Here is a 23,079-nt window from a genome sequence, read left to right as displayed (position 1 = left end):
TAGGCACCGTCAAAGTGCCGAGATCTCACTACTCGATGACGGTGTCAGTGGACGCCGGGCCAGCGCCGGGAGGACGTGGTCCGTGAGCAGCGGCGCGAGGTCGGCGGGCAGCTCGGCTGCCAGGTCCAGCCAGCGGATTTCGGCGATCTCGGCCGAGGGGTGGGCAACCCAGGTCCCGGGGGCCGTGAATACGGTGGCCTCGATTTCCGTTGCAGCCTCGTTGGCGGCGTCGGCCAGCCAAACACCCATGGGCTTCAGCTCGCGCGGGTCAATGACGATCCCCACTTCTTCCGCGAGCTCCCGGGCGGCGGCCTGCACGGCGGTCTCGCCGGGCTCGGGCTTGCCACCGGGATGCATGTACTTGTCCGTGCCGCGCTTGCGGACGGTGAGGAGCCGGCCGGCGGCGTCATAGACACACACGGCGGAGACAATGATGCGCGGATTCACGCCCTCGAGCCTAGCTCCCCGGCGCCGTGCGTTGCGGTGATCCGCCGGAGCACGGATTCCAGCAGCAGGTCCTTGCGGGGGCCCGTGACGTCCCAGACATAGCCGAATTCATCCGGACCGCGCTGCGAGTACGTGACGCGGTAGGTGTCTGGATCGCACCAGTGCTGGTCCTGGCCCGCGTCCGTGGAGAAGCTCATCCGGTGGAACGGCCGGCCGTCGGGGAACGTCATGTCCAGGGCGTCGGGCGACTCCGTGGGCCTGAGGAGGTACTCCCTCGTGGCAGGGCCGGCGAAGATCCCCCCGCCCGAAGCAGGCCAGCGCACGGTGCCCTCTTCATGGAAACGCAGCCCGCCGCCGTCGGCCGTCTCAGAAAAAACCACGACGCCGGTAAAGGTGCCGCGGGTCCCGGCGGCGCGATCAAAAAGCGTCCGCTCCACGGACCAGCGTCCCTCACGGCCGGAGTCCGGAAGCGGAGGACCCAGCAGGTAGGCGCGGAGCCCGGATGTGTGCTGCGCTTTCAAGTGCCCTCGATTGGAATCGAACCAACGACACCGGCTTTAGGAGAGCCGTGCTCTATCCACTGAGCTACGAGGGCGGGCGTCCGTCGCAACCGGCACGGGGCCGGCCCGTTCGGACACGCTTACAAGCATACAAGGTGACGGCGCGTACTACGCTCTTGGCATGGCCGCCGCAGCTCACGCCCCGTCCGTCCGGGAAACCTTCCTGCCCGATACCGCCTCGACCAGGCACTACATCGGGGCCTGGGCGGTGCTCAGCGTCGTGCAGTATTTCGTCGCGGAGACCGCAGTGATCGGGGCCTGGGCCGGGCCTGAACCGTACAGCCGGCGGACGGGGCTCATCAGTGACCTGGGGGCTGTCCATTGCGGCATTTACGAGGACCGGAGCATCTGCTCGCCGCTGCACTTCCTCATGAACGCCTCGTTCGTGGTCCAGGGCCTGGGCATGCTGCTGGGCGCGCTCCTGCTGGGTTCGGCACTGCTGCGGATCGCTGCCCGGCCCGGAGTCCGCGTGGCGGCCAGCCACACCGGCGAGACGCCGTGGTTCGCGGCGGTGGGTGCCCGCGTCCTGACCGGAACGGCCGGCACCGGAACAGTCATTGTGGGTCTTGTGCCCGAGGACCTGGGCTCCGGCTGGCACGTCGCCGGGGCGGTGATGTACTTCAGCGCCGGAGCCCTCGCGCTGCTGCTGCTGGGCGGTCTGTGGCTGCGTCAGACCCCGCTGGGGTGGTTCATTCTCGCCTCGGGCGGCGTCTCCGCGGCGGCCGTGGTCACGTCGGGCGTCACCGGCCTTCATGTCCCCGAGCCGGGCACACTGGAGCGGCTGATGGGCTATCCCATCACCATTGGCCTGGCTGCAGCCGGGCTGGTCATTGCCCAGCGCGTCCGGCAGGAGCGGTCGGTGCGCAGGGCCCTGCGGGCCCGTGCCGTCCAAGGGACTGGGCCCACCTAGGTGGTCTTGGCGGCTTCCTTGGCAGCCCGGCGCCCGAGGAAGACGGCGGCGCCGCCGGCGGCCAGGCTCACCACCAGCAGCACCCAGCCGGCAACGGTGAGAAATGACGCCAAGGCGACCTGCCCGGCGTCGAGGGTGGGAGCGGACACCATCGCGTCAATGGCCACGTTGGCCCATAGCCTGGCCACCACGAAGAGCAGCGGGAGGGACCACAGTGCCCAACGGAGTGCCTTCTTCGCCACATTCGTGCCGATCAGGAGGAGCCAGGTGAAGCCGAAGATCAGCGGGAACAAGGTGCCCGCGGTCTTGTGGATGTAGTTGAGCTGCCCGCGGGCATCGCCGTCCAGCGCCCTGCGCAGCTGCTCCGCGAAGCCCGGATCAAAGCCGCCGATGAGCGAATCGGGCATCGGCAGGCCGCCCGAAAGCTGGGTGAGCTGGTTCAGCGTGAGCAGGTGAACGTACCAGAACAGGAACAGGCTGGCCACGAGGCCGGCGATGAGGATCACGTTGCTGTTGTTCTGCGCCTTCTCCGGCGTGCGGGCCGTGGTGGGGTTGATCACCGGCGGCAGGTGGTGCTGGGGGACTGCGGCCTTTGCGCCGTGCTTCTTGATCCGCTGTGCAGGTGTCTTGGCCATGCGTCCATTATCGCCCGCGATTCACGACCGCTGCCCGCGTCCGCTCCGGCCGGCTGCGCCACCGCCACGTCCCCGGGCCGCCTGTTATGTGCCGCCTGGTCGGGGCCGCCTGTTCAGTGCCGGTGGCCGCCGATAGGCTGGGGACCGTGACAGAACTTGGAAGACACAAGCTGGGTAAACACAGTGCGGCCAACCTGAGCCCCGACCTTGACGATTTTGAGCTGGCATCCGGCCTGGTCCGCGAAGCGGGAATGCTGGCGCTGATGATGCGGCAGGGCGGCCTTGACGCCCAGCGCAAGACCTCGGTTTCCGACGTCGTCACCGCGGCAGACCATGCCGCCGAAGCCTACGTGCTGGAACAGCTGCAGCGCTGCCGGCCCAACGACGGCGTGCTCGGCGAGGAAGGAGCGGCCGTCCGTGGAAGCAGCGGCCGTACCTGGGTCATTGATCCCGTGGACGGCACCTACAACTTCCTGAACGGATCCACGTACTGGTGCTCGGCGATTGCCCTGAAAGATGAATCCGATGTGCTGCTCGGTGCCATCTTCCAGCCGGAGGAGGACAAACTGTGGCTGGGCGGCACGGGCCGCGCGGCCACGCTTAACGGCGCCCCCCTCACCACGTTCCAGCCGGCCGGCGCGGACCGCAGCGCGGCCCCGCTCGCCGACATCGGCGCCGCCACGTACATCCACCCCCGCTGGCTGGCGGACCCCATGTGCGCCATGCCCTGGCATGCTGCCGCCACTTCCGCGGCGACGCTGCGCATGCTCGGGTCCGGCTCCTGCGACCTCGGGCGCGTGGCCGACGGAGAGCTCGGCTGCTGGTTCCAGCACAGCTGCCCGGAGTGGGACTGGCTTCCGGGGAAAGCAATTGTGCTCGCCGCCGGCGGCGCCGCCGGAAGCGTCTCCGTGAACGGCCTTGAGTGGTTCATGGCAGGGGGCGCGACGGCGGTACACCAGTTGCGTGCGGCTCTTGAGTCAGGCTCTGTGGACTAGCTATTGCGGCGCGGCCCCGCTTCTCGGGGACCGGCTTCTCGGGGACAAGCGTTGCGACGCCGGATCCGGCGTCATCCACAGGCCGGAAATCAGTGTCAGCCCCACCGCCTAGACTTGTAGTCACCATGGATATGTTGTTTGACCCGTACGCTGACGGACCGTTCAAGGCAGGCGCGCAGGCGGCCGCCCTCACCAAGTCGCGCCCTGAATCCGGGCTGTCGCCGGCCGACTTCGGCGGCGGGGGCCCTCGCCGGGCGGAGCCTTCCGGAGGCCCGGCGGGTGACTGGGCGCGGCCCCAGCTGCCGGACGCCGGCGCCCTGCTGCAGGGGCTGAACCCGCAGCAGGAAGAGGCCGTCAAACACGCCGGCAGCGCTTTGCTGATCGTGGCTGGCGCTGGCTCAGGCAAGACCCGCGTCCTCAGTAACCGGATTGCCTACCTGATTGCCACCAAGCGCGCCCACCACGGCGAGATCCTCGCCATCACCTTCACCAACAAGGCCGCCGCCGAAATGCGGGAACGCATCCAAGCGCTGGTGGGCGGCCGGGCCAAGATCATGTGGATTTCTACCTTCCACTCGTCCTGCGTGCGCATCCTCCGGCAGGAAGCCGCCAACGTCGGGCTCAAGTCCAATTTCTCCATCTATGACTCCGCGGATTCCCTGCGGCTCGTCACGCAGGTGTCCAAAGCCCTGGACCTGGACCCCAAGAAGTTCGCCCCCAAGGCCATCCAGCACAAGATCTCGGCGCTCAAGAACGAGCTGATTGACGCTGACGCCTATGCGTCCTCGGCGAACCACAACGATCCCTTCGAGCAGGCCGTGGCGGATGTCTTCAAGGGCTACACCCAGCGTCTCCGCCAGGCCAACGCCATGGACTTCGACGACCTCATCGCCGAGACCGTCTACATGTTCAGGGCGTTCCCGGCGCTGGCTGATTCCTATCGGCGACGCTTCCGGCACGTGCTGGTAGACGAATACCAGGACACCAACCACGCGCAGTACGCGCTGGTCCGGGAAATCGTGGGTGAGGGGCCGGGAGCGGCCGAGCTCACCGTTGTGGGCGATTCCGATCAGTCCATCTACGCCTTCCGCGGGGCCGACATCCGCAACATCGTGGAGTTCGAGAAGGACTACCCCGACGCCCGCACGATCAAGCTCGAACAAAACTACCGCTCCACCCAGAACATCCTGAGCGCCGCGAACTCCGTCATCTCCCGCAATCCGAACCGGCCCGAGAAGCGCCTGTGGACGGCGGAGGGCGCGGGCCACAAGATCATCGGCTACGTGGGTGAAAACGAACACGACGAAGCCCAGTTCATCGCCAAGGAGATTGACCGGCTGCAGGACGAGGACAACCTCCGCCCCGGGGACGTCGCCATCTTCTACCGCACCAACGCCCAGTCGCGGTCCATCGAGGACGTCCTGGTGCGGGTGGGCCTGCCCTACAAGGTGGTGGGCGGCACGCGGTTCTACGAGCGCAAGGAAATCAAGGACGCCCTCGCCTACCTGCGCGTGCTGGTCAACCCGGACGACGACGTCAACCTCCGGCGCGTCCTTAACGAACCGAAGCGCGGGATCGGCGACCGTGCCGAGGGCGCCGTGGCTGCTCTCGCGGAACGCGAACGGACTTCCTTCATGGCGGCGGCCCGGCGCGCCGACCAGGCGCCCGGCATGGCCACCCGCTCGGTGAACGCCGTGCTCGGCTTCGTGAAGCTCCTCGACGACCTCGCCGAGGTCGCCGCCGGGTCCGGCGCCGCGGCGGCACTGGAAGCCGTGCTTGAACAGACCGGCTATCTCGCCGGGCTGCGCTCCAGCACCGATCCGCAGGACGAATCCCGGGTGGAGAACCTCGCGGAACTCGTCGCCGTCGTGCGGGAATACGAACAGGAGAATCCGGAGGGCTCCTTGGGCGCCTTCCTGGAGCAGGTCTCGCTCGTTGCGGATGCCGACCAGATTCCAGACGCCCCAGGGGCAGACATCGATGCCGCAGTTGCCGAGGCCAAGCGGCTGGGGGTCGTCACCCTGATGACGCTGCACACGGCCAAGGGCCTCGAATTCCCCGTGGTGTTCCTGACCGGCATGGAGCACGGACTCTTCCCCCACCAGCGCTCCGCCACCGACCCCAAGGAACTGGCCGAGGAGCGCCGGCTGGCCTATGTGGGTCTGACGCGTGCCCGGAAGCGGCTGTACGTCACCCGCTCCGAGGTGCGGAGCATGTGGGGCCAAAGCCAGTACAACCCCGCCAGCCAGTTCCTGGAAGAGATCCCCTCGGAGCTCGTCGAATGGAAACGCGAGGGCACCAGCAGGCAGACCGGCGGCTGGGGGAGCGGCGCATCCATCGGTTCCAGCCGGTATGGCGGATCGTTCTGGGGAGCAGGGACGGCCCGCGGCGCCAAGGCAGACGCCTCGGCAGGCTTCAACGCGGACGTTCCCGCCGCCGTCGCGAAGAACCGGGTACAGCCGCAAAAGGAAGTTGTAGCAGTCAGCGTGGGCGACAAAGTCAACCACACCAGCTTCGGTAACGGGACTGTTCTGGCAGTGGAAGGTGCGGGGGACAAGACTGTGGCGAAGGTGAAGTTCGACGTCGGCGAGAAACGGCTGCTGCTGCGCTACGCGCCGCTGACCAAGCTCGACGCCTGACCGTGGCGGGCCGCCTCGCCATGCCGTCGGGCAGGATCCCCGCGCTCCGCCGGATAGTGCGGCGGCAGCCAGCCCGCCGGATGGCATCCGGGATCGCGGCCCTCGCGCTGCTGGCGGCCACAGGCTGTTCCGTCGCGGTGCCGGATCCCGGGTACACGCCGCCGCCTCCTCCGCCGGCCCTCGAACAGCTGAAGCAGGCCCCGCTGGCCGACGCCGCCGGGTTCACCGCAGGTGAGGACGCCGTGGCCTTCGTTACCGCCGACCGGAACGTGGTGTGCGCCCTGACGTCTGCCCGCGGCGCCCACCTCAACCTGCCGTACGAACCGAACAGTTTCAATGACCCTGCCACCAGGAAACTGGACACCGTTCCCGTGGCACATTGCGAACTGGCCTTCTATCCCGCACCGGAAGCCCGGGATGTCAGGGATGACTGCACGGGGACAGGCCTGGGCTACCTTGGCGGGGCGGCCCTGCTCACCCCTGACCGGGCCACTTACGGCGAGTGCCGGTCCGGCGTCACCGAGATGGAATCCGAATACGGCCCCAAGGGCAGCCGGGACGGGGTGATCGCCAAGCTGCCTGTCCTGCCCGACGGCGCAAACCTCGAACGCAACGGTCTGCGGTGCTCTTCGTACAACAACGGGGTGGCCTGCGGCAACATCTCCGGCGGCGTTGCTTTCTTCGTCAGCCGCGATCATTACGAACTCATCTCCGACGCGGGCAAAAAGGCCTCCGCCGCACCGTCCAAGGCCCCAAAATCCCCGTAATCATGCGGTTTTTCTACGGTCAATAGAATAGTGTCCTTACTCACATAACAGGTACTCTGGAACGGGCCTGTCCCCATGAAGGACTAGAGTTCCGAGAGGAGCATTGCGCCGCGTGGCTCGTTTCCGGACATGCCGCAGGCGCGTTTATTCCGCAGCCCGGTCCACATCTGTGGTGTTTTCCGGCTGTACAGAAACTACTTCGACGTAGAAGAGGACACTAAACCGTGGACCTGTTTGAATATCAGGCGCGCGATATGTTCGAGGCGCACGGTGTACCCGTGCTTGCTGGCATCGTGGCGCATACCCCTGAAGAAGCAAAGGCAGCTGCCGAGAAGATCGGCGGCGTAACTGTCGTAAAGGCGCAGGTCAAGGCCGGTGGCCGCGGCAAAGCCGGCGGCGTCAAGGTCGCCAAGACCGCCGACGAGGCGTTTGAACACTCCACCAACATCCTCGGCATGGACATCAAGGGCCACACCGTCCACCGGGTCATGATCGCCCAGGGCGCGGACATCGCCGAGGAATACTACTTCTCCGTCCTCCTGGACCGGGCGAACCGCAACTACCTGGCCATGTGCTCGGTTGAAGGCGGCATGGAAATCGAGCAGCTCGCCGTTGAGCGGCCCGAGGCCCTTGCCAAGATCGCGATCGACCCGGCCGTAGGCATCGACCAGGCCAAGGCCGACGAAATCGTCGCCGCCGCAGGCTTCGCCGAGGAACTGCGCAGCAAGGTCGCCGGCGTCATCCTGAAGCTCTGGGACGTTTTCAAGAAGGAAGACGCCACTCTCGTGGAGGTCAACCCGCTGGTACTGACCGGCGCAGGCGACATTGTCGCCCTCGACGGCAAGGTCTCCCTTGACGAGAACGCCGACTTCCGCCACCCGAAGCACGCCGCCCTTGAGGACAAGGACGCTGCCGACCCGCTCGAGGCCAAGGCCAAGGCGCAGGACCTCAACTACGTCAAGCTCGACGGCGAAGTTGGCATCATCGGCAACGGCGCGGGCCTCGTCATGTCTACCCTCGACGTAGTCGCGTACGCCGGTGAGAACCACGGCAACGTCAAGCCCGCCAACTTCCTGGATATCGGCGGTGGAGCTTCCGCCGAGGTCATGGCTGCCGGCCTTGACGTCATCCTGGGCGACGAGCAGGTCAAGGCCGTGTTCGTAAACGTCTTCGGCGGCATCACCGCCTGTGACGCGGTGGCCAAGGGCATCGTGGGCGCACTGGCCGAACTGGGCCACTCCGCCAACAAGCCGCTGGTTGTCCGCCTCGACGGCAACAACGTTGAAGAAGGCCGCCGCATCCTGGCCGAGGCAAACCACCCGCTGGTTACCCTGGCCGCCACCATGGACGAGGGCGCCGACAAGGCCGCCGAGCTCGCCAACGCAGCCCGCTGATCGAGCCTGTCGAGATCTAGGAAAGAAAACATGTCTATTTATCTGAACAAGGACTCCAAGGTCATCGTCCAGGGCATCACCGGCGGCGAAGGCACCAAGCACACCGCCCTCATGCTCAAGGCAGGCACCAACATTGTTGGCGGCGTCAACGCCCGCAAGGCCGGCACCACCGTGCTGCACGGCGACAACGAGATCACTGTCTTCGGCACCGTCAAGGAAGCCATGGCAGAGACCGGCGCCGACGTCTCCATCGTCTTCGTCCCACCGGCATTCACCAAGAACGCCGTTGTTGAAGCCATCGAGGCCGGCATCGGCTTGGTCGTTGTCATCACCGAAGGTGTTCCGGTCCAGGACTCTGCAGAGTTCTGGGCGCTGGCACAGTCCAAGGTGGACGCCGAGGGCAACCAGGTCACCCGCATCATCGGACCGAACTGCCCCGGCATCATCACCCCGGGTGAAGCCCTCGTCGGCATCACCCCGGCGAACATCACCGGCAAGGGCCCCATCGGCCTGGTATCCAAGTCCGGCACCCTGACCTACCAGATGATGTACGAACTGCGCGACCTTGGCTTCTCCACCGCCATCGGCATCGGCGGCGACCCTGTCATCGGCACCACGCACATCGACGCCCTGGCGGCGTTCGAAGCTGACCCGGAGACCAAGGCGATCGTCATGATCGGCGAAATCGGCGGCGACGCCGAAGAGCGTGCTGCGGACTTCATCAAGGCCAACGTCACCAAGCCGGTTGTCGGCTACGTGGCAGGCTTCACCGCGCCGGAAGGCAAGACCATGGGCCACGCAGGCGCCATCGTCTCCGGTTCGGCCGGTACTGCACAGGCCAAGAAGGAAGCCCTCGAGGCTGCCGGCGTGAAGGTCGGCAAGACGCCGTCCGAGACCGCGAAACTGCTGCGCGAAGTCTACGCAACGCTGTAACCCAGCCTAAAAACAGCGCGGGGTCACTCCCGGCCCAATCCACCCCCGGATTGGGCTGGGAGTGACCCCGCGTTTTTTGCTTAAGGGGTACCTCTTGCGCGGCATCGTGGGCGGGTCTAGGCTGGTTAACAACCGATAGGTTGATCAACTGATACGTTGATTACATTCAGAAAGAACCAGGCAAGAGAAGCAAAGGCAGTGGCAGCGGACACGGGCAGTGACGACGACCTCCTCGACTTGGCCTTCCTGGCCCTGTCCGATCCGGTCCGCCGCCGCCTCATCTCCCGGCTCAGCAAGGGCCCCGCCACCGTCAATGAACTGGCCGAACCCTTCGCGATCACCAAGCAGGCGATCTCGAAGCACATCCAGGTCCTCGAGCAGGCGCAGCTGGTAACGCGTACCCGTGATGCCCAGCGCCGGCCCGTCCACCTGAACCCCGCACGGCTCGAAGCGCTCACCGCGTGGATTGACCAGTACCGGTTGGTCCGTGAGGCGCAGTTCCGCAGCCTCGACGCCGTGCTCCGCACCAATGCCGCGCCAAGCGGCACCAGTCAAAAGGACAGACAATGAGCAACGCGCTTAAACTCACCGTCCCGGACGGCGTCCCGTTCATCGATTACGAGCGGGAGTTCGACTTCCCGGTCGCTGATGTGTTCCGCGCCCACAAGGAGCCGGAGCTGATCACCCAGTGGCTGGGCCCGCGCGGCACCAACGTGGACATCGACCACTATGACTTCCGCTCCGGCGGCAGCTACCTGTACAACCACACCGGCCCCGACGGGGTGTCTTACGAGTTCAGCGGCATCTTCCATACAGTCCGCGAGAACGACTTCGCCATCCAGACCTTCGAGTTCAGCGGCTACCCGGACGTAGTCAGCATCGAATTCATGAATTTCGAGGACCTCGGCGGCGGCCGCTGCCGGCTGAGGGGTCATTCTGTCTATCCCACCCAGGAGGCGCGCGACGGCATGGCCCAGTCCGGCATGGAGGGCGGCTTGAGCGACGGTTATGAACGGCTGGAGGAGTTGCTCGCCAAGTAGTTCCGCTTGCCGCAATACACCAAAAGTACGACGCCGGGCGGTCACCTTTATGGAGAAGGTGACCGCCCGGCGTCGTACTTCTTTCTGCGGCAGGTTTCTGCGCATCCGGGCGGGGGCGCGATGTGACGGCTCATGCCCGGTTCCTTGTCGAATAACTTTGATAGTATGTCAGGACAAACTATCAAAGGAGCAGAAGTGCCACTCGTGCGCATCGATGTCAATGCGGGCCGCAGTCCCGAAGAACTGCAGCAACTCAGCCGGGGGATCCATGACGCCATCCTGGCTGAGTATGGCCTCCCGGAGCGTGACTACTTCCATATCATGACCGAGCATCCTGCGGGCCAGATTGTCGCCCAGGACGCCGGGCTCGGTTTTGAGCGGACCCCGGAAGTGGTCATGATCCAGATCTTCACGCAGGCCGGCCGCAGCCAGGAAGCCAAGCAGGCCCTTTTTGCGGCGGTGGCAGCGAAACTGGGGAACCTTGGGGTTGCCGGCGAGAACGTATTTATCGGTTATGTGGAAAATGCAGCGGGGGACTGGTCGTTCGGATTTGGCCGCGCCCAGTACGTCACCGGTGAGTTGGCGGTCCCCCGGAAGTAGCATCGTCCGTCGTCCGCACGGGCCTGCATTGCCCGTGCTCCACGCGGGGCTTGTCCAACGTTTTGGGCTGCCAAATGCAGGTTGTAAATATGTCAGTACAAACCTTTGACAGGACATTAATTCTAGGGCAAAGTAGGTGATGTGGTCCCGCTCACGGGGGCCGCGACGCACCGGAGCCCTGGCTGTTCGGCTGCTTAGGTACAGAGTTTAAACAGAAAGGTCCGCGATCACCGTGACCCACGAACTGCTTACGATCGGGCGCATCAGCGTTGATATCTACCCGAACGACATTGGGGTGGACCTGGAGGACGTGATGTCCTTTGGTAAATACCTCGGGGGCTCCCCGTCAAACGTGGCCGTCGCCGCCGCCCGCCACGGCCGCCGCTCTGCGGTCATCACACGGACCGGCGACGACGCCTTCGGGACCTATCTGCACCGGGAACTGCGCAAGTTCGGCGTGGACGATTCCTTCGTTACGCCCGTGCGGGAATGGCCGACTGCGGTGACGTTCTGCGCGATCAAGCCGCCGGATGATTTCCCGCTGTACTTCTACGGCCGTTTTCCCACGGCCCCCGACCTGCAGATCAAGGCCGAAGAGCTGGACCTCGACGCCATCAAGAATGCGGTTATCTTCTGGTCCACCGTCACCGGCCTGTGCCAGGAGCCCAGCCGCGGGGCTCACCTCAAGGCCCACGAGGCGCGGCCCCGCACGGGGCTGAAGGACGGCCAGTACACCGTCCTGGATCTCGACTACCGGCCCATGTTCTGGGCCTCCGAGGAAGAAGCCCGCGCCGAAGTGGCCAAGGTCCTCCCGCACGTCACGGTCGCGATCGGCAACGACAAGGAATGTACCGTGGCGGTGGGGGAGGGAACCCCGGACGAACAGGCCGACCGGCTCCTGGACGCCGGCGTTGAAATCGCCGTCGTCAAGCTCGGCCCCGAAGGCGTCATGGCCAAGACCCGCACCGAACGCGTCGTCTCCGCCCCGGTGCCGGTGGAGACCGTCAACGGCCTGGGTGCCGGAGACTCCTTCGGCGGAGCGTTCTGCCACGGACTGCTGTCCGGCTGGCCGCTGGCCCAGGTCCTCGACTACGCCAACGCCGCCGGCGCGCTGGTGGCCTCCCGGCTCTCCTGCGCCGACGCGATGCCGACGCCGGACGAGGTCACCTCGCTGCTGGCCGAACGCGGCCGCCTTGTACCCGGGCAGTTTGCCACCGAAGGAGCAGCACTGTGACCCTCCACGTCTCCCGGACAAGCCCGGGTGCCCCAAACTCCGCACCGTTCACCGCGGACGTGGACGACGATCCCCGCCGCTACGCGCATCTGAGCACCATCCGCCTGGAAGATCCGGACGCTGTTGCCCGGGCCGCGAACGCCCGCCGCCGCCACCCCGGCCTCAAGTACGGCCGGCAGAACTTCATCGTCGCCGCCGACCACCCCGCCCGCGGCGCCCTCGCGGTGGGTAGCGACCCTGTGGCCATGGCGGACCGCCGGCAGCTGCTGGACCGCCTGCAGATTGCGCTGGCCAACCCTGATGTGGACGGCGTGCTCGCCTCGCCGGACATCATGGATGACCTGCTCCTGCTCGGAGCGCTCGAGGGCAAACTGGTTTTCGGTTCCATGAACCGCGGCGGACTCGCCGGCCTGGTGAACGAATTCGATGACCGGTTCACCGGCCACACTGCCGCTGCACTGGAGGCACTGGGTGCCGACGGCGGCAAGATGCTCACGCGCATCTGCCTCGGCGACCCTGACACCGTCTCAATGCTGGAAGCGACGGCCAAGGCCATCGATTCGCTTGCCGAACGGAGGCTGATCGCGATGGTGGAGCCCTTCCTGTCCGTCCGCGAAAACGGCAAAGTCCGCAACGACCTCTCCACCAACGCCGTCATCAAATCCATCGCCATCGCCGAGGGCCTGGGCTCCACCAGCGCGTACACCTGGATGAAGCTTCCCGTCGTGGCCGAGATGGAGCGCGTCATGGCCGCCACCACCATGCCCACAGTGCTCCTGGGCGGAGATCCGGAAGGCACCCAGGACGAAGTCTTCGCCACTTGGCAAGCTGCGCTGGCCCTCCCCGGCGTGCAGGGCCTTACCGTCGGCCGCACGCTCCTGTACCCGCAGGACGGCGATGTTGCCGGCGCCGTGGCCACCGCCGCCTCCCTCCTTAACCACACCGCAGAAGTATCGGAGTAACTTCCCATGGGGACGAGAACAGCAGCAGGAACACGCAGAATGACGGTCGCCCAGGCTGTCGTCGAATACCTGTCCAGGCAGTACACCGTGGACACGGTCGGCGGCCAGGACTACCGCGAACGCCTGATCCCCGGAACATTCGGCATCTTCGGGCACGGCAATGTTGCCGGCGTCGGGCAGGCCCTGAAGCAGTACCAGCAGCTCGATCCGACGATCATGCCCTACTACCAGGGCCGCAACGAACAGGCACAGGCGCACCAGGCCGTGGGCTATGCGCGCCACACCCGGCGCCGCCAGACGTTCGCCATCAGCACCTCGATCGGGCCGGGTTCCTCGAACCTCCTGACCGGGGCGGCGCTGGCCACCACCAATCGCCTGCCGGTGCTGCTGCTGCCGAGTGACACCTTTGCCACGCGCGCCGCGGACCCGGTCCTGCAGCAGCTCGAGCAGCCCTACGCCTACGACATCACCGTCAACGACGCCTTCCGGCCGCTGTCCAAGTTCTTCGACCGTGTCTCCCGGCCAGAGCAGCTCTTCTCCGCGTTCCACCACGGCCTGCGTGTCCTGACGGATCCGGCCGAAACCGGCGCCGTCACCATCTCGCTCCCGCAGGATGTCCAGGCCGAGGCCTTCGACGTGCCCGAGGAGTTCCTCGCGGAACGCGAGTGGCGGATCCGCCGCCCCGACGCCGACGACGAGGACATCCGCCGTGCCGCCGAAGCCATCCGGGCCGCGAAGCGCCCGCTCATCATCGCCGGCGGCGGCGTCCTCTACGCCTACGCCAACGACGAACTCGCGAAGTTCGTTGAGCTGACCGGCATCCCGGTGGGCAACACCCAGGCCGGCGTCGGCGTCCTGCCCTGGGACCACAAGTTCTCGCTCGGCGCCATCGGCTCCACCGGCACGACGGCGGCCAACGCCATCGCCGCCGAGGCGGACCTGATCATCGGCATCGGCACCCGCTACGAGGACTTCACCACCGCCTCCCGGACCGCGTTCCAGAACCCGGACGTGAAATTCATCAACATCAACGTCGCACCCATCGATGCTTACAAGCACGGCACCTCGCTGCCGATCGTGGCCGACGCCCGGAAGGCCCTGGTCAAGCTCAACCAGGCCCTGGGTGGCTACCGCGTGGGCGCAGACCTGGAACAGCAGATCGCGGCGGAAAAGAAGCGCTGGGACTCCACCGTGGATGAAGCCTTCGATACCCGGTTCACGCCGCTGCCGGCCCAGAACGAGATCATCGGCGCCACCAGCCGCGCCATGGACGCCCAGGACGTGGTCATCTGCGCCGCGGGATCCCTGCCCGGGGACCTGCACAAGATGTGGCGCGTCCGCGACCCGTTCGGCTACCACGTCGAATACGCCTACTCCTGCATGGGCTACGAAATCCCCGGCGGACTCGGCGTCAAGCGCGCGGCCCTGGCCGAGGCCGCGCAGGGCGGGGCACAGCGCGACGTCGTGGTCATGGTGGGGGACGGCTCCTACCTGATGATGCACACCGAACTGGTCACCGCCGTCGCCGAACGCATCAAACTGATCGTGGTCCTCATCCAGAACCACGGCTACGCCTCGATCGGATCCCTCTCCGAATCACTCGGTTCGCAGCGCTTCGGCACTCAGTACCGGGCCCTGAACGAGGAGCAGCACAGCTTCGACGAAGGCGAAACCCTCCCGGTGGACCTGGCCCTGAACGCCGAAAGCCTCGGCGTGAAGGTGATCCGGATCGAACCGGGCGAGAAGGTCATCGCCGAACTCGAACAGGCCATCCGCGACGCCAAGGCAGCACCGGAGCGCGGCGGACCCATCCTGATCCACGTCGAATCCGACCCCCTGCTGGACGCTCCGAGTTCCGAATCATGGTGGGACGTTCCCGTCTCCCAGGTCTCCGAGCTCGACTCCACCCGGCAGGCCTTCAAGACCTACACCGACCACAAGAACCGCCAGCGCAAGCTGCTTGGCTGAACCTTCGCGAACAACAGCACCCTTCGACCACTCAAGGAAGAGCCCCATGACTGCCATTACTGACCAAAGCACCACCACTATCGGCCACTTCATCAACGGCGCCGAGACCGCCGGCGAAGGGGACCGCAGCCAGCCCGTGTACAACCCGGCCACCGGCGCCGTGTCCGCGGAGCTGCGGCTGGCCAACCGGGCGGACCTGGATGCCACCGTCGCTGCGGCCCGCAAGGCTGCCGACTCCTGGGGTGACATTTCCCTGGCCAAGCGCACCGGGGTGCTGTTCAAGTTCCGCGAACTCGTTGCCTCCCACGTTGACGATCTCGCCGAACTGATCACCGCCGAGCACGGCAAGGTCCTCTCCGACGCCAAGGGCGAAATCGGACGCGGCCTCGAGGTCATCGAATTCGCCTGCGGCATCCCGACCCTGCTCAAGGGCGACTACTCGGACCAGGTCTCCACCGGGATCGACGTCTTCTCCTTCCGCGAGCCGCTCGGCGTCGTCGCCGGCATCACCCCGTTCAACTTCCCCGTGATGGTGCCGCTGTGGATGGCGCCGATGGCCATCGCCACCGGCAACGCCTTCATCCTCAAGCCCTCCGAGCGCGACCCCTCCGCCTCGATGCTGCTGGCCAAGCTGTGGAAGCAGGCAGGCCTGCCCGACGGCGTCTTCCAGGTCCTGCACGGCGACAAGGAAACCGTTGACGGGCTCCTGACCCACCCGGACGTGGACGGCATCTCCTTCGTCGGCTCCACCCCGATCGCCCAGTACGTCCACGAGACCGCCACCAAGCACGGCAAGCGGGTCCAGGCCCTGGGCGGCGCCAAGAACCACGCCATTGTGATGCCCGACGCCGACCTCGACAACGCCGCCGACCACCTCGCCGCCGCCGCCTTCGGGTCCGCGGGTGAACGCTGCATGGCCATCTCCGTCGCCGTCGCCGTCGCCGATGCCGCCGAACTGCTGGTCAAGAAGGTCGAAGAGCGCGCCCTCGCCGTCAAGGTCAACAACGGCACCGCGCCCGACGCCGAAATGGGCCCGGTCATCACACCCGCCTCCAAGGAACGCATCATCAAGATCGTCACCGAAGCCGAAGCCGCCGGCGCCGCCATGGTGGTGGACGGCCGCGACCTGGTGGTCCCCGGCCACGAGGACGGCTTCTGGGTCGGCCCCACCGTCCTGGACCACGTCAAGACCGAAATGACCGCCTACACCGAGGAAATCTTCGGACCGGTCCTCGTCGTGGTCCGCGTGGAGGACCTGGACGCAGGCATCGCCCTGATCAACTCCAACCCCTACGGCAACGGCACCGCCATCTTCACTTCCTCCGGCGCCAACGCCCGCAAATTCCAGCGCTCCGTCACCGTCGGCATGATCGGCATCAACGTGCCGCTGCCCGTCCCGGTGGCCTACCACTCCTTCGGCGGCTGGAAGGCTTCGCTGTTCGGTGACAAGCACATCTACGGCCCCGAAGGCGTCTCCTTCTACACCCGCGGCAAAGTAGTCACCTCACGCTGGCCGGAGCCCACCCACGCCTCGGGTGCCTCCTACAACTTCCCGTCCAACTAACCCCTCAATAATCACCATCGATTGCTCCATAACCGCCGTTTTGAGCGTCCAAAACGGCACCTGCGGAGCAATCGATGAGAAGGAACGCACAATGACTGAGAACAAACTGATCATCGGCACCGCGCCGGACTCCTGGGGTGTCTGGTTCGCGGATGACCCCAAGCAGACCCCTTGGGAGCGGTTCCTCGACGAAGTGGCCGAATCCGGCTACAAGTGGATCGAACTTGGCCCCTACGGCTACCTGCCCAGCGACCCCACCCGGCTGGCCGAGGAGCTTAAGCAGCGCGACCTGAAGGTCACCGCCGGAACGGTCTTCACGGCGTTCCACCGCGGGCTGGACCAGTGGGAGACCGCCTGGGAACCTGCCCGCAAGGTCGCGGAGCTCACGGCCGCGATGGGCGGCGAGCACATCGTGGTCATCCCGGCCATGTGGCGCGACGACGTCACCGGGGAAGCCGTTGAAAGCGGCGAACTCACCGAGAAGGCTTGGAGCGACCTGTTCAGCGGCCACAACCGCCTGGGCAAGACCCTGCTGGAGGACTTCGGCCTCAAGCAGCAGTTCCATTCGCACGCCGATTCCCACGTCGGGGCCCAGGAGGACATCGAGACCCTGCTGGCCGCCACGGACCCGAAATACCTGAACTTGTGCCTGGACACCGGCCACGCCGAATACTGCGGAGCCTCCAGCCTTGAGCTCATCAAGAACTACCCGGACCGCATCGGCTACCTGCACCTGAAGCAGATCAACCCGGACATCCTCAAAAAGGTCAACGAGGAAAACATGACCTGGGCAGCCGCCAACCTGGCCGGCGTGATGACCGAGCCGCCCAACGGGCTGCCGGACCTGCGCGCCGTCATCGAAGCTGTGGAGGCCCTGAACCGGCCCATCTTCGGCATCGTGGAACAGGACATGTACCCGGTAGCCTTCGACGTTCCCATGCCGATCGCCAAGCGCACCCGGAACTACCTCCTCTCCTGCGGCTCCCGCACGGCCGTCAACTAACCGCCGCCTGGCACCCGAAACGTAAGGAAATGACAATGACTGAAACCCTTCGCGTCGCCGTTATCGGCGCCGGCCGCATGGGCGCGGACCACATCCAGCGCCTCAGCACGCGCATCCACGGTGCCGAAGTTGCCGCCGTCGTCGACGTCGATCTCGCCCGTGCGCAGGCAGCCATCGAAGGCATCCCGGGCGCAGTAGCCCTGGCCGATGCCGAGGAGGCCCTCAACAACGGCGACGTCAACGCCGTGCTGATCGCCACTCCGGGCTTCCTTCACGAGGACATCCTGCTGAAAGCGATCGCCAAGGACATCCCCATCCTGTGCGAAAAGCCGCTGACGCCGGATGCCGAGTCCTCCTGGAAGATCGTCCAGGCCGAGGAAAAGCTGGGCCGCAAACGCATCCAGGTGGGCTTCATGCGACGCTTCGACGCCGAATACGCCGCCCTGGGGCAGGTCATCCGGGACCACGAACTGGGCGAACTGCTGATGCTGCACCACCAGCACCGCAACCCCACCACTCCGGCCGGCTTCACCAACGAGATGCTGATCAACGATTCCGTGGTGCACGAATTTGACGCCATCCGGTTCTTCACCGGCGAGGAAATCACCAGCGTGCAGGTGCGCCTGGGCAAGGCCACGAAGAACGCCCCGGCCGGCCAGCACGACCCGCAGCATGTGCTGATCGAGACCGAGTCCGGTGTCCTGGCCGACGTCGAGATCTACGTCAACGCCAAGTTTGGCTATGAAGTGGCCACCCAGGCCTCCTTCGAAGACGGCATCGTTAGCATCGGGGGCGACAAGGGACCCTACACGCGCAGCGCAGGCCGCTGGGGCGGCAACGTCGCGCCCGGTTTCGAGGAGCGCTTCGGTGCGGCATACGACGTCGAAATCCAGTCATGGGTGGACGCGGCACGCCGCGGCGAAATCGGCGGCCCCACCGCCTGGGACGGCTACGCCACCGCAGCCTGCTGCGAAGCCGGCGTTGAAGCGCAGAAGAACGGCGAAAAGGTCGCCGTAAAGCTGAACGCCAAGCCTGCCCTTTACAGCTAGGAAGAAGGGGAAGGGGCGGGCCTGTGGCCTGCCCCTTCCCCTTCGTTCCAGCCCCATGCACAACCTGACTGATCCACAATGGAGTGTTCCACGTGAAAATCGCGCTAGATCCCACCCCGTTCCACCACTCGCACAGCCTGCTCGAATTCCCCCGGGCGGTGGCGGACCTCGGCTACAAGTACATGCAGATGACCCCGCACGCCGACTTCATCCCGTTCTACAACCACCCGAAGGCGGACAACGAACTGGTGGGCCAGCTCAACAAGGCCTGCAGGGACGCCGGGATCGAGATCGCCTCCGTCCTGCCTGTGCTCCGCTGGTCAGGTCCGGACGAGGACGCGCGCGAGGCAGCCGTCCGCTACTGGAAGCGAGCCATCCAGATCACCGTGGACCTTGGCGTCAGCACCATGAACACCGAATTCAGCGGCCGCCCCGAAAAGGCCGAAGAATCAGAGCGGGCCTTCTACCGCTCCATGGAAGAGCTCCTGCCGATCATCGAACGCGAAGGCATCGACCTGCTGATCGATCCGCACCCGGACGACTTCGTCGAAGAGGGACTTGCCGCCATCCGAGTCATCCGCGGCCTGAACTCCAAGAACGTCGGCCTGGTCTACGTGGCCTCGCACAGCTTCCACATGAAGAACGCACCCCTGGATATCATGCGCGCCGCGGGGGACAAGCTCCGCCTGGTCCACGTCGCCGACACCATGGACCACCACGCTTCGCACGGCCTGCGGTACATCACCAACCCGCCCGGCAATCCCGTGCGCGTGCACCAGCACCTGAAGATCGGCGACGGCGACGTCAACTGGGACGAGTTCTTCGGCGGCCTGCACGAAATCGGCTTCCTGGACCGCGACGACACCGTGATGGTCTCCAGCGTCTTTGCCGAGGACGACAACGCGGCGGACGTTTCGCGGTTCCAGCTGGAGACGATGAAGCAGTACGTGCAGAAGGTCAGCGTATGAGGCAACGGGAAGACACCCACGCGAGCTCTGTGACCACAGAAACCCCGGTACGGGCCGCCGCCGCCAATCCCAAGGGGTTCTTGCGGCGGGTTGCCCTGTTCTCCACCTTTGGCGGGCTGCTGTTCGGCTACGACACCGGCGTCATCAACGGTGCGCTGCCCTTCATGCAGCGCGACCTCGGGCTGACGCCGCTGACGGAAGGGCTGGTCACGTCCACCCTGCTGTTCGGCGCTGCGTTCGGCGCCATCACGGCCGGCCGGCTGTCGGACCGTTTCGGCCGCCGCAGGTCCATCATGGGGCTCGCCCTGATCTTCGCCGTGGCCACCGTCGCCTGTTCCTTTGCGCCCACGACGGAACTCCTCATCGCCGCCCGCACGCTCCTTGGCTTGGCGGTCGGCGGGGCATCCGTGATCGTCCCCGTGTACTTGGCGGAAATGTCGCCGGCGGCCCAACGTGGGCGGATCGTCACCCAGAACGAGCTGATGATTGTCACAGGCCAGTTCCTGGCGTTCACGTTCAACGCCGTGCTGGGCAATGCCTTCCCGGACGCCTCTCACGTATGGCGGTGGATGCTCGTGATCGCCACGCTGCCGGCCGTGGTGCTGTGGTTCGGAATGCTGGTGCTGCCTGAGAGCCCGCGCTGGCTGGCCTCGGCAGGACGCTTCGGCGAGGTCCTGGACGTGCTGCGGAAGACCCGCGCGTCGGGGGACATTTCAACCGAGTTCGATGAGGTGCGCCAGGCCGCCAGGGAGGACTACCAATCCAAGCTTGGAACCTTCCGGGACCTCACCGTGCCCTGGATCCGGCGGATTTTCCTGGTGGGCCTGGGCATGGCCATCATCAACCAGATCAGCGGCGTCAACGCCATCATGTACTACGGCACCTCCATCCTCTCCAGCTCCGGTTTCGGGGACCAAGGCGCCTTGCTCGCAAACGTCGTTAACGGCGTCACCTCCGTGGTCGCCGTCATCGTCGGCATGTCCCTGATGACGCGCGTGGCCCGGAAGTCCATGCTGATTGTGGGCTTGGGCGGAACGGCGTCCTCGCTGCTGGCCATCGGCCTGATTTCGATGCTGATCCCGGAAGGCACGTTCCGCGGCTACCTCGTGCTGCTGTTCATGGTGACGTTCCTGGCGTCCATGCAGTCCTGCATCGGCACGGTCACGTGGCTGACAATGTCCGAGATCTTCCCGCTGCACGTCCGCGGGATCGGTATGGGCATCTGCGTCTTCGTGCTGTGGATGATCAACTTCCTGATCGGCTTCTTCTTCCCGCAGATGGTCGCCGGGATCGGCGTTTCAGCTACGTTCTTCGGCTTCGTCGTCATCCAGCTGGCCGCCATCGTCTGGGTGAAGCGCGTGGTGCCGGAAACCCGGGGCAAGAGCCTCGAGGACCTGGAGCACTACTTTAAGCAGGTCCCTGCAAAGTAAGTCCGGCCGGACAGCCAACGAAGCCCCGCCCCGCATCAGATGCGGGGCGGGGCTTTGTGCTTGTTCCGGGTCGCGCCCCTAGACGCTGGCGTGCAACCGGGGGAGGGCGTCCACCAGCGGAGCCAGCTCGGGGACCTCCTGGGCTTCGGCCAAGGTCCGCTCCAGCGCTGCGTCGTGGACCGGACGGGCCTCCTCCAGCAGCTTGATGCCGTTGGCGGTCAGCTCCGTGTAGATTCCGCGGCGGTCGTCGGCACACAGGATGCGCGTCAGCAGCCCGCGGTCCTCCAGCCTGTTGACCAGCCGGGTGGTCGCGCTGGCGCTGAGGGCCGTGGCGCGGGCCAGCTGCTGCATGCGCATGTGCCAGCCGTCCTGCCGGCTGAGCGCATCCAGCACCGTGTACTCCACTACTGACAGCTGGGCGTGCGCCTGCAGCGAGCGTTCAAGTTCCGCTTCGATCAGGCCGTGCAGTGCCGCCAGCGTGCGCCAGCCCTGCGCGCGCACTTCCACGGCGTCATCCTTGATGCCCATCGTTTGTCCTCCTCCAGCCTCGCCGCCAAACGGGGAGGCCCAAATATATAGTTGCTTGCGCGGGGTATCTGCTTGTGCAACAATAAATAACGCGTCTGCAACTACTAGCCTACGTGCCCCACCCCATTCCGTACAGTTTCTAAGGAGCACTCCCATGCCTATTGGCCTGATTGCCCTCGCCCTTGGCGGGTTTGGCATCGGACTCACCGAGTTCGTCATCATGGGCCTGCTGCCCATAGTGGCCGCCGACTTCCAGGTCAGCGAAGCCTCGGCCGGCTGGCTCATCTCCGGCTACGCGCTGGCGGTGGTGGTCGGTGCACTCGGACTGACCGCCGCGGTGACCCGGTTCGAGCGCAAGCCAGTGCTGGCCGCCCTGCTCGTGCTGTTCATTGCCGGCAACCTCATCTCCGCCACGGCGCCCGACTACGGGATGATGATGATCGGCCGCATTGTGGCAGCCCTTGCGCACGGCGCCTTCTTCGGCATCGGTGCTGTGGTGGCCGCGGACATGGTGGCGCCCACCAAGAAGGCCGGCGCTATCGCCATCATGTTTACAGGCCTCACTGCGGCCAACGTACTGGGCGTGCCCTTCGGCACCATGCTGGGCCAGGCTGCCGGCTGGCGCTCCACGTTCTGGGCCATCACCGGAATCGGCGTGCTGGCGCTCGCGGGCATCTTGGCACTGGTGCCCAGAACCGGCAGCGGTGACACAGCCCCCGGCGGCCTGCGCAGCGAACTGCGTGCCTTCCGCTCCGGCCAAGTCTGGCTGTCCATCCTGGTGACCATCCTTGGTTACGGCGGCATGTTCGGCGCCTTCACCTACATCGCCTTCACCCTGACTACGATCTCCGGATTTTCCGCCTCCACAGTCCCGTGGCTCCTGATCGTGTTCGGCGTTGGCCTCTTCATCGGCAACACGCTCGGCGGCAAGGCTGCCGACCACAATGTGGACCGCACGCTGCTGGTGGTCCTGTCGGTGCTTGTGGTGGTGCTTGTGGCCTTCGCCCTAACGGCCGGCAACCAGGTCCTGACCATCGCCTCCATGGTCCTGATGGGGGGCTTCGGCTTCGCCACGGTGCCGGGCCTCCAGATGCGGGTCATGAAATACGCCGACGGCGCCCCCACCCTCGCGTCCGGCGCCAACATCGGCGCGTTTAACGTAGGCAACGCCCTCGGCGCCTGGCTGGGCGGCGTGACCATCACCGCCGGCCTCGGCTACACCTCGCCCATCTGGGCCGGCGCCGGCATCACCATGCTGGGCCTGGCCGTGATGGCCATCGCCGCGGCCAAGGCGCCCGACTCCGCGCCAAACCCTGGTCCCACCGACGCTTCTGCAGATTCGGTCGGGTCCACCACCAACGCTCCTGCAGATTCCGTCGGGTCCGGCGCCGTCGCTCCTGCACTTCCGGCAGTCCGCTGACCCTGGCAAAACACCACAACAAGAGAGAACTTC

General features: G+C 66.0%; 22 protein-coding genes and 1 tRNA gene. 18 read left to right on the top strand and 5 right to left on the bottom strand.

The window, feature by feature from the left end; translation table 11 throughout:
• Nucleotides 1-9 precede the first annotated feature (9 nt).
• From AC1DD3_RS15595 to AC1DD3_RS15585, 3 genes are all read right to left on the bottom strand, one after another.
• Complete coding sequence (locus AC1DD3_RS15595) at nt 10-447, bottom strand: NUDIX hydrolase (RefSeq protein WP_476882047.1); 438 nt, start codon at nt 445-447, stop codon at nt 10-12.
• Nucleotides 444-968, bottom strand: a complete 525-nt coding sequence (locus AC1DD3_RS15590) for a DUF6314 family protein (RefSeq protein WP_476882046.1) — start codon at nt 966-968, stop codon at nt 444-446. Before AC1DD3_RS15590 ends, AC1DD3_RS15595 begins: the two co-directional genes overlap by 4 nt.
• Nucleotide 969: 1 nt before the next feature.
• Nucleotides 970-1,042 (bottom strand) — tRNA-Arg (locus AC1DD3_RS15585).
• An 86-nt stretch (nt 1,043-1,128) separates the two neighbouring features.
• Between AC1DD3_RS15585 and AC1DD3_RS15580 the strand changes: the two genes are divergently transcribed.
• Entirely contained in the window at nt 1,129-1,917 is a 789-nt protein-coding gene (locus AC1DD3_RS15580) for a hypothetical protein (protein WP_230117950.1), read from the top strand.
• Here AC1DD3_RS15580 and AC1DD3_RS15575 read toward each other — a convergent pair.
• Nucleotides 1,914-2,552: a hypothetical protein gene (locus AC1DD3_RS15575; protein WP_476882045.1), complete on the bottom strand. Its 639-nt coding sequence runs from the start codon at nt 2,550-2,552 to the stop codon at nt 1,914-1,916. The genes AC1DD3_RS15580 and AC1DD3_RS15575 overlap by 4 nt on opposite strands.
• A gap of 146 nt (nt 2,553-2,698) precedes the next feature.
• On the opposite strand from AC1DD3_RS15575, the gene AC1DD3_RS15570 reads away from it, so the two are divergent.
• The 16 genes from AC1DD3_RS15570 (at nt 2,699) to AC1DD3_RS15495 (ending at nt 21,098) form a co-directional block, all read left to right on the top strand.
• Nucleotides 2,699-3,547 carry an inositol monophosphatase family protein gene (locus AC1DD3_RS15570; RefSeq protein ID WP_230117952.1) on the top strand — a complete coding sequence of 283 codons (849 nt, stop codon included), beginning with the start codon at nt 2,699-2,701 and terminating at the stop codon, nt 3,545-3,547.
• 125 nt (nt 3,548-3,672) lie between these two features.
• Complete coding sequence (pcrA, locus tag AC1DD3_RS15565) at nt 3,673-6,186, top strand: DNA helicase PcrA (RefSeq protein ID WP_230117953.1); 2,514 nt, start codon at nt 3,673-3,675, stop codon at nt 6,184-6,186.
• Nucleotides 6,187-6,266: 80 nt separating this feature from the next.
• Complete coding sequence (locus AC1DD3_RS15560; RefSeq protein ID WP_476882063.1) at nt 6,267-6,953, top strand: hypothetical protein; 687 nt, start codon at nt 6,267-6,269, stop codon at nt 6,951-6,953.
• A gap of 224 nt (nt 6,954-7,177) precedes the next feature.
• Entirely contained in the window at nt 7,178-8,347 is a 1,170-nt protein-coding gene (sucC, locus tag AC1DD3_RS15555) for an ADP-forming succinate--CoA ligase subunit beta (protein WP_230117954.1), read from the top strand.
• Nucleotides 8,348-8,377: 30 nt separating this feature from the next.
• Complete coding sequence (gene sucD / locus AC1DD3_RS15550; protein WP_230117955.1) at nt 8,378-9,280, top strand: succinate--CoA ligase subunit alpha; 903 nt, start codon at nt 8,378-8,380, stop codon at nt 9,278-9,280.
• A gap of 198 nt (nt 9,281-9,478) precedes the next feature.
• Nucleotides 9,479-9,850 (top strand): ArsR/SmtB family transcription factor, encoded by a 372-nt coding sequence (locus tag AC1DD3_RS15545; RefSeq protein WP_230117994.1) that lies wholly within the window; start codon nt 9,479-9,481, stop codon nt 9,848-9,850.
• Nucleotides 9,847-10,320, top strand: coding sequence for an SRPBCC family protein (locus AC1DD3_RS15540; RefSeq protein ID WP_230117956.1), 474 nt, complete (start codon nt 9,847-9,849; stop codon nt 10,318-10,320). Before AC1DD3_RS15545 ends, AC1DD3_RS15540 begins: the two co-directional genes overlap by 4 nt.
• 195 nt (nt 10,321-10,515) lie before the next feature.
• Nucleotides 10,516-10,920 (top strand): tautomerase family protein, encoded by a 405-nt coding sequence (locus AC1DD3_RS15535; RefSeq protein ID WP_230117957.1) that lies wholly within the window; start codon nt 10,516-10,518, stop codon nt 10,918-10,920.
• Nucleotides 10,921-11,152: 232 nt separating this feature from the next.
• Nucleotides 11,153-12,154, top strand: coding sequence for a 5-dehydro-2-deoxygluconokinase (gene iolC, locus AC1DD3_RS15530; RefSeq protein ID WP_230117958.1), 1,002 nt, complete (start codon nt 11,153-11,155; stop codon nt 12,152-12,154).
• A 59-nt stretch (nt 12,155-12,213) separates the two neighbouring features.
• Nucleotides 12,214-13,116, top strand: a complete 903-nt coding sequence (locus tag AC1DD3_RS15525) for a Cgl0159 family (beta/alpha)8-fold protein (protein WP_230117995.1) — start codon at nt 12,214-12,216, stop codon at nt 13,114-13,116.
• A gap of 39 nt (nt 13,117-13,155) precedes the next feature.
• Nucleotides 13,156-15,084 carry a 3D-(3,5/4)-trihydroxycyclohexane-1,2-dione acylhydrolase (decyclizing) gene (gene iolD / locus AC1DD3_RS15520; RefSeq protein ID WP_476882044.1) on the top strand — a complete coding sequence of 643 codons (1,929 nt, stop codon included), beginning with the start codon at nt 13,156-13,158 and terminating at the stop codon, nt 15,082-15,084.
• 46 nt (nt 15,085-15,130) lie between these two features.
• Entirely contained in the window at nt 15,131-16,648 is a 1,518-nt protein-coding gene (locus AC1DD3_RS15515) for a CoA-acylating methylmalonate-semialdehyde dehydrogenase (protein ID WP_230117960.1), read from the top strand.
• Nucleotides 16,649-16,739: 91 nt separating this feature from the next.
• Nucleotides 16,740-17,651: a sugar phosphate isomerase/epimerase family protein gene (locus tag AC1DD3_RS15510; RefSeq protein ID WP_230117961.1), complete on the top strand. Its 912-nt coding sequence runs from the start codon at nt 16,740-16,742 to the stop codon at nt 17,649-17,651.
• A 35-nt stretch (nt 17,652-17,686) separates the two neighbouring features.
• A complete protein-coding gene (locus AC1DD3_RS15505) occupies nt 17,687-18,700 on the top strand; it encodes a Gfo/Idh/MocA family protein (RefSeq protein ID WP_230117962.1) in 1,014 nt (337 codons plus the stop codon).
• 92 nt (nt 18,701-18,792) lie between these two features.
• Nucleotides 18,793-19,668 carry a sugar phosphate isomerase/epimerase family protein gene (locus AC1DD3_RS15500; protein ID WP_230117963.1) on the top strand — a complete coding sequence of 292 codons (876 nt, stop codon included), beginning with the start codon at nt 18,793-18,795 and terminating at the stop codon, nt 19,666-19,668.
• Nucleotides 19,665-21,098 carry a sugar porter family MFS transporter gene (locus AC1DD3_RS15495; RefSeq protein WP_476882043.1) on the top strand — a complete coding sequence of 478 codons (1,434 nt, stop codon included), beginning with the start codon at nt 19,665-19,667 and terminating at the stop codon, nt 21,096-21,098. The genes AC1DD3_RS15500 and AC1DD3_RS15495 overlap by 4 nt, the downstream gene beginning before the upstream one ends.
• Nucleotides 21,099-21,176: 78 nt before the next feature.
• On the opposite strand, the gene AC1DD3_RS15490 is transcribed toward AC1DD3_RS15495, so the two are convergent.
• Nucleotides 21,177-21,626 carry a MarR family winged helix-turn-helix transcriptional regulator gene (locus AC1DD3_RS15490; RefSeq protein ID WP_476882042.1) on the bottom strand — a complete coding sequence of 150 codons (450 nt, stop codon included), beginning with the start codon at nt 21,624-21,626 and terminating at the stop codon, nt 21,177-21,179.
• Between the two features lie 154 nt (nt 21,627-21,780).
• Here AC1DD3_RS15490 and AC1DD3_RS15485 point away from each other — a divergent pair, with 154 nt between their 5' ends.
• Nucleotides 21,781-23,046 (top strand): MFS transporter, encoded by a 1,266-nt coding sequence (locus AC1DD3_RS15485; RefSeq protein WP_476882041.1) that lies wholly within the window; start codon nt 21,781-21,783, stop codon nt 23,044-23,046.
• The last annotated feature ends 33 nt before the right edge of the window (nt 23,047-23,079 follow it).

The sequence above is a fragment of the Arthrobacter sp. 05T444 genome, from assembly GCF_056395905.1.
The sequence above is the reverse complement of the archived record's forward strand: the minus strand, read 5'-3'. Positions and strand labels throughout refer to the sequence as shown.

Coding starts and splice junctions, on each gene's coding strand:
- AC1DD3_RS15580 (WP_230117950.1), top strand. CDS start 1,129: ATGGCCGCCGCAGCTCACGCCCCGTCCGTCCGGGAAACCTTCCTGCCC.
- AC1DD3_RS15575 (WP_476882045.1), bottom strand. CDS start 2,552: ATGGCCAAGACACCTGCACAGCGGATCAAGAAGCACGGCGCAAAGGCC.
- pcrA (WP_230117953.1), top strand. CDS start 3,673: ATGGATATGTTGTTTGACCCGTACGCTGACGGACCGTTCAAGGCAGGC.
- AC1DD3_RS15560 (WP_476882063.1), top strand. CDS start 6,267: ATGGCATCCGGGATCGCGGCCCTCGCGCTGCTGGCGGCCACAGGCTGT.
- sucD (WP_230117955.1), top strand. CDS start 8,378: ATGTCTATTTATCTGAACAAGGACTCCAAGGTCATCGTCCAGGGCATC.
- AC1DD3_RS15540 (WP_230117956.1), top strand. CDS start 9,847: ATGAGCAACGCGCTTAAACTCACCGTCCCGGACGGCGTCCCGTTCATC.
- iolD (WP_476882044.1), top strand. CDS start 13,156: ATGACGGTCGCCCAGGCTGTCGTCGAATACCTGTCCAGGCAGTACACC.
- AC1DD3_RS15515 (WP_230117960.1), top strand. CDS start 15,131: ATGACTGCCATTACTGACCAAAGCACCACCACTATCGGCCACTTCATC.
- AC1DD3_RS15510 (WP_230117961.1), top strand. CDS start 16,740: ATGACTGAGAACAAACTGATCATCGGCACCGCGCCGGACTCCTGGGGT.
- AC1DD3_RS15505 (WP_230117962.1), top strand. CDS start 17,687: ATGACTGAAACCCTTCGCGTCGCCGTTATCGGCGCCGGCCGCATGGGC.
- AC1DD3_RS15495 (WP_476882043.1), top strand. CDS start 19,665: ATGAGGCAACGGGAAGACACCCACGCGAGCTCTGTGACCACAGAAACC.
- AC1DD3_RS15490 (WP_476882042.1), bottom strand. CDS start 21,626: ATGGGCATCAAGGATGACGCCGTGGAAGTGCGCGCGCAGGGCTGGCGC.
- AC1DD3_RS15485 (WP_476882041.1), top strand. CDS start 21,781: ATGCCTATTGGCCTGATTGCCCTCGCCCTTGGCGGGTTTGGCATCGGA.